This is a genomic window from Dialister sp., from assembly GCF_051885895.1.
Classification (GTDB): domain Bacteria; phylum Bacillota; class Negativicutes; order Veillonellales; family Dialisteraceae; genus Dialister.
Genome location: NZ_JBJEXP010000028.1, coordinates 2988 through 9208 on the forward strand (window position 1 = coordinate 2988; position 6221 = coordinate 9208).

The 6221-nt window shown below is 48.9% G+C and carries 4 protein-coding genes; 3 read left to right on the forward strand and 1 reads right to left on the reverse strand.

The window, feature by feature from the left end; genetic code table 11:
- Window positions 1-604 precede the first annotated feature (604 nt).
- The 3 genes from ACI4N7_RS02185 (at window position 605) to ACI4N7_RS02195 (ending at window position 5995) form a co-directional block, all read left to right on the forward strand.
- Window positions 605-2158 (forward strand): Ppx/GppA phosphatase family protein, encoded by a 1554-nt coding sequence (locus tag ACI4N7_RS02185; protein ID WP_439731732.1) that lies wholly within the window; start codon window positions 605-607, stop codon window positions 2156-2158.
- A 2-nt stretch (window positions 2159-2160) separates the two neighbouring features.
- Window positions 2161-4329 carry a polyphosphate kinase 1 gene (gene ppk1, locus ACI4N7_RS02190; RefSeq protein ID WP_439731733.1) on the forward strand — a complete coding sequence of 723 codons (2169 nt, stop codon included), beginning with the start codon at window positions 2161-2163 and terminating at the stop codon, window positions 4327-4329.
- A gap of 691 nt (window positions 4330-5020) precedes the next feature.
- A complete protein-coding gene (locus ACI4N7_RS02195; RefSeq protein ID WP_439731734.1) occupies window positions 5021-5995 on the forward strand; it encodes a 3D domain-containing protein in 975 nt (324 codons plus the stop codon).
- Window positions 5996-6002: 7 nt separating this feature from the next.
- Here the strand turns inward: ACI4N7_RS02195 and ACI4N7_RS02200 are convergent.
- Window positions 6003-6221 (reverse strand): hypothetical protein (locus ACI4N7_RS02200; RefSeq protein ID WP_439731735.1); only part of this gene is annotated, 219 nt, incomplete at its 5' end.

The following is a 6221-nucleotide window of genomic DNA, read 5'->3' on the forward strand; positions in this document are numbered from 1 at the left end:
CATACAGTACATGTCAAAATATACCGGCTTTTTTATTTAACCGGTGTTCTTCCGGCATTTTCGGCTGATCTCTTTTGAGCTTCTGTTTCAAATTACTGCATCTTTGCCTGAAGGGCTCTTTTCCTCCATTATAGCTGAACTCCATGAAATTTGGAACTTCAAATAATATGATCTTCAAGGAATTAAAGGGGGTGAAGATGCGGCAGACGTCTTCTTTCCGCCGGCCGGAATGACTGTTTCAGGCAGGAAGGGCAAATACAATTCATCATCATTACAGGAATATAACCACCTCTCGTTAGCATTAATAATTCCCGAGAAACAGGAAACCGGAAACAGCTCTCCATTTTCATTTTATCCACTGTTCTACGCCCCTTTTACAACGGTATCATTCCCCTGCAGGGTGTAAGATATGATACAATAATAGTATAATAGAAAATACTCATATGTTGCCCCTGAGGCGGGGAATCATCCCTTTTGCTGGAGTTTGCCCTTTTACAAAGGCTTTACTTTCAGGGTGTAGGCTAATACATAATGGGACAGGAAAAACAGGGTAGCGAAGTGTTCTGTTCCTGACGGAATTTTAAAATAGAAACGGGGGTTCGCCATGTCGGATCAAAAGCCGCTTATTTATGGGATCATTCATATCGGATCATCCAATTTATCCATGCGCATTGTGCAGTACAACAATGTGAAGGATATCCGGGTCATCGAATCTGTCCGCAAGGACACCACCTTCGGGGAGGAAGTCTTTAACCAGAAACGGCTGTCTTTCCCGTCCATCAAGAAGCTGTGCCGTATGCTGGAAGGTTTGAAGCAGCTGCTTATGGACTACCAGGTGAAGGTGTATGCCGTGTATGCCACTGCCGTTCTCCGGGAGGCGGAAAACTGCCGGTCTATTCTGGACCTGATCCGGGTGAATACAGGATTTAATGTACAGGTCGTGGATATGCCCCAGGAAATCTATTTCAAGCATTTCGGCCTCCAGTACCAGTTCAAGCAGTACAACAAGGCGGCTGACGGACGGATGGGAAACAATTTCCTCTTTGTAGATATCACGTCCGGCTGCATCGGACTTACGGTATGGGAGAAGGGCGCTCTGTGCTATCAGCATAACGTGCACATCGGCACTTTGCGCCTTCTGGAAACCTTCAAGCTGAACCAGAGGGATTCCATGGATTTTCCCCAGGCTCTGGGAGAATATATTCATGCCATCATGGAACCGCTGTGGGTGACGGTGCGGAAATATGATATTGATACGGTCATCCTGTCCGGCCGGGAAGCGCGGATTGTAGGCAGACTCATGGGGCTTGCGGTTGATAAGGAAATCACGGAAGTCAGGAAAGACCGGATTCTCCGTTTCTACGAAGAGGCAGGCAGCCTTTCCACCTCCATGCTGAGGCAGAAATACCATGTGGATGAAGCGCTGGCGTCAGTGGTATCGCCTACCATTCATATATATAAGGAAATACTGGATAATGTGCCGATGAAAAATGTAGTGCTCATGGGCATGACCTTCGTGGAGGCAGCCAGTCTTTTCTACGGCGCCCAGAAAACGAAGGATCCGGCACTGCTCTATATGCGGGCCCAGAATCTGGAGCTTACCCGCTCCATTGCGGCATCCTACTATTATGAACCGGACCACGCCAGGGCCATGGAGCTCTACAGCTACCATATCATCCGCGCTTTTGACCGGTACAACGGGCTGAACGAACGGGATGAATTCCTGCTCCGCATGGCTATCATCCTGTACCAGATCGGCAAGTACGTCAATCTTCTGGGATCCTCCATCCAGGCCTGGAGCATGGTGAAGGGTACGGATATCTTCGGGATTTCCGATAAGGAAAAGGACATTGTGGCCTGCATCGTTTACTATGACCACAAAGGCATGCCCAGCGATGATGATGAACCCTTCCGGATTTTGTCGGATGAATCGAAAATGACAGCCCTGAAGCTGATTGCTATTTTCCGTCTGGTGCGGGCCATGGACATGTCCCGCAAGCAGAAGCTGAAGGATGTATCGGCCCGTATTATCAAGGATACGCTTGTCATCGAATATGAAAGCGATGAGAATACGGCCCTGGAAACATGGCTTTTTGATAAGGAAAAGGAATTTTTTGAAAATATATTTGGTATGGAAGCCAAGCTTGAACGGAGGTAACTATGGACGTTGATGTAAAAAACCACCGGTATTATCTGAATCGAGAACTGTCCTGGCTCCAGTTCAACCGGAGAGTTCTTCAGGAAGCGGTGGATCCCAATAATCCGCTCCTTGAAAAATTGAAATTTCTGGCCATCACCAGCTCCAACCTGGATGAATTTTTCATGATCCGCGTGGCCGGACTGAAGCACCAGAAAGAAAACGGGATCAAACGCAGGGATATTGCCAACATGACGCCGGAGGAGCAGCTGGAAGCCATTTCTGACACCTGCCAGCGCCTGGTGGCCCGGCAGTACCGTTACCTGAAGATGATTCTGAAAGAGCTGGAAACGGAAGGACTCTATTTCATCCGGCCGGAAGAAGCCTCTTCCCGGCAGATGAAGTGGCTTGACGATTACTTTGAACGGGAAATTTTCCCTGTTGTTACGCCTATGGCGGTGGATTCCTCCCATCCTTTCCCTTTCCTGGCATCGAAGAGCCTGAACATTGCCATGCTGCTGGAACGGAATGAAAGGGACATGACCCTGGATGAGGAAAACGATATTGATGTGAAAACGGCCATTGTGCCGGTACCTTCCGTACTGCCCCGGATTATCCGCCTGCCGGACAATCCGGAAAAGCCTTCCCGCCATGATTTCATGTTCCTGGAACAGATTCTGTGCCATTTTGCGGCCCGGCTTTTCATCGGCTATGATCTGCTGGAAGCCCGCCCTTTCCGCATTACCCGAGACGCAGATCTCAACCTGGACGAGGAAGATGCCCAGGATCTGGTGGTAGAAGTGGAAAAACAGCTGAAAAAGAGACAGCGCGGGGAAGCGGTGCGTCTGGAATTTGAAAGAGGCACCAGCCGCTTCATGCGCCGTTTCATGACCTCAGAAATGAACCTGGGACCGGAAGATATGTATGAAATCGACGGTCCGCTGGATGTAACCGCCTTTTTCTCCTTCTGCGGCATCAAGGGCTATGACAGCCTGCGCTATCCGGAAGCCCATCCGCATCGTCCCTGGTCCATGATCCAGCTGGGCAAGGACAATCAGAAGAGCATCTTTGATATGATCCGGGAAAAGGACCTGCTGGTTCATCTGCCCTATGAATCCTTCGAGGATTCCGTAGTTAATTTCGTGGCATCCGCTGCGTCTGATCCCAATGTGCTGGCCATCAAGCAGACTCTGTACCGCGTTTCTTCCTCCAGTCCCATTATCCAGGCCTTGGAAAAAGCGGCCCAGAATGGCAAACAGGTTACTGTACTCATGGAAGTCAAGGCCCGGTTTGATGAAGCCAATAACATCCTTATGGCCAGACGTCTGGAAAAAGCGGGAGCCCACGTTATCTACGGCCTGGTGGGCCTGAAAACCCATTCCAAGTGTACCCTGGTCATCCGCCGGGAAAAGGACGGCATCCGCCGTTATGTCCATGTCGCTACAGGCAACTACAATGCCTCTACTGCCAAGCTGTACACGGATCTGGGCATCTTTACCTGCAATGACCGCTTCGGCAGCGATGCCTCCGCCTTTTTCAACCTGCTTTCCGGCTATTCCGACCCGCCTATCTGGGACTCCTTCATCGTAGCGCCGATCAACCTCCGCCAGCGGTGCATGGAACTGATTGACCGGGAAATCCACTTTGCCCTGCAGGGAGAACCGGCCCATATGATTGCAAAAATGAACTCCCTTCTGGATAAGGAAATCATAGCCAAGCTGTATGAAGCCTCCCGGGCCGGCGTCAAGATTGAACTGATTGTACGCGGTATCTGCGTTATCATCCCCGGCATTCCCGGCATCAGCGACAATATTACGGTCAGGAGCCTGGTGGGACGTTTCCTGGAACACAGCCGCGTCTTCTGGTTTGCCAACGGCGGACGGGAAGAACTCTACATAGGCAGTGCGGACTGGATGCCTCGAAACCTGAATGACCGGGTGGAACTTATGATTCCCGTGAAAGATCCGGATATCTGCCACCGTCTGAAATCCATGATTGACCTGGAACTGGCGGACAACCAGAAAGCCCATATCATGCAGTCCGACGGTACCTGGCGGAAATTCATCGCTCCGGAAAACAAGGTGGCGGCCCAGGCCCGTTTCCAGGAACTGGCTGAACAGAGAGACCGGGAAGATGAACTGACTCTGGCCCAGAAAATGGAACCCTATATGCCGGTTTTCGGAAAACACTGATACCAGGGCGGCATTGAATTTCACAGATTATTTTATGGACGGTAAACAGCCTGCTGTTTACCGTCTTGTTTTGCTTTCCAGGAGGTTCTCAAAAGTAAATGGAAATCAGTAGCAGGAAATGATAGACAGGCAGGAATGAATTTTTCGGGACAGTAGAAAAACGGGTGAAAGAAAAGCCTGGGCATTATCCACTTTAGCCAATAAATGCATATGTTTTTGGGAACATACTGCTTAAAATGCAGATTTTTTCATTTACAATTCCCACAAAGCATAAATATATCAGCGAACGCAAGTTTCATAAATGCTTTGACATGGGACAAAAAAAGCCTATCTCGAAAAAATGACATGTTCTTATTTCGGTTTACAATATACCGGCTTTGGAAAAGGGGAAAAGGGCGGAAATACGAAAAAAACGGAATTTTCATCGTTCATTAATTACTCATTTATTGCTAATGTCCATTGGTAACATACAAAATTGACAATTCAGCAAAACTGAAATATACGATATAAACAGGATAAATTCTGATTTTAATGACTGGAGATATCATTTTATTATCTGAAAAATTCTGCGCTGGTATCTATTAAAGTACCGATAATAACTGGATATTTTACGTATCATTTATTTGTAAACTCCAAGAAATTTGACAAAATGTCTCCCTATGGTAGAATGACTGCCATAGGAGAGAAACATATGAAACATGCAGCCTTTGAAAAAACAATAAAAGCAGTCACCTGTTCCCTTCTTCTTCTGTCCATGGCAGCCCAGACGGACCTGACAATGGCCTTTGGGTTTGGTTCTATGGACGAAGACAAAGTGGTAACGGTGTACGACGGAAAAAATAAAAAAGTAGTTACCACCAGAGCAAACAGCTTCAAAAAGGTACTGAGCGATTCGGATGTTACCCTGAATGCCTATGATAAGTACTGGACCAGCAGCGACGATGTCAAAAACGGCGCTGTGGTGGTGGTAGAAAGAGCCAAGCCTGTCACCATTGTAGCCAATGGCAAAGCCAGGACAGTCTATACTACCCAGCAGACCGTGCAGGGTGTGGTGAATGAAGCGGGATTTGACTGGAAAAAAATGATGCCCATTGAAGACAGCATGATGAAGGTCACCCAGGGCATGCAGATCCATGTCGTTCCCTACACAGCCCGCGTGGTGAACCGTACGGAGTCTATTCCCATCCACTACAACAAATGGTTCGATGCCAGCCTGGCACCGGGACAGATGGAAGTTGTGCAGGAAGGTACACCGGGCCGGCGGGAAGTAGAAATGGAAGAATATGTTTCCGACGGCAAAGTCATCAAGGCCGAAGCCGGTGACGTTAAAGTCCTGACCCACGGCGTACCGGGCATTGCCAAGACGGGAGATGCGGAAGGCACCATGGGCTATGTGAAGAACATGAGCGCCAGCGCCTACCATCCTACTGACGGCGACGGATTCGGAATCACCGCCACCGGTACAAGAGCCGGCCATGGTACCGTAGCCGTAGACCCCAGAGTCATTCCCCTGGGCTCCACCGTATACATTCCCAATTATGGCGAAGCAGTGGCAGCCGATACGGGAGGCGCCATTATCGGTGACCGCATCGACCTCTGCATGGAAACCTTCGAAGAATGCTATAACTTCGGAAGACAGAACGTGGAAGTCTTCGTAAACTATTAATCAATCATCAAAAAGCGCAGTGAGCCTGTGGGCCCTGCGCTTTTTGCATGGAAAGAACGTATTTCTCAAGTTCAAGGTTTATTCTGCCACCCGCCTGCGGGGTGCATAGCGAACACGAGCTGCTCCAGCGAGTCAGTAACAGCAGAGGATGAAAAAGCAATGCGACACACAAATCATAATGAGACGTTTCACCTTCAGGAGAAAGTCCGACGAAGCCGGAAAAGGG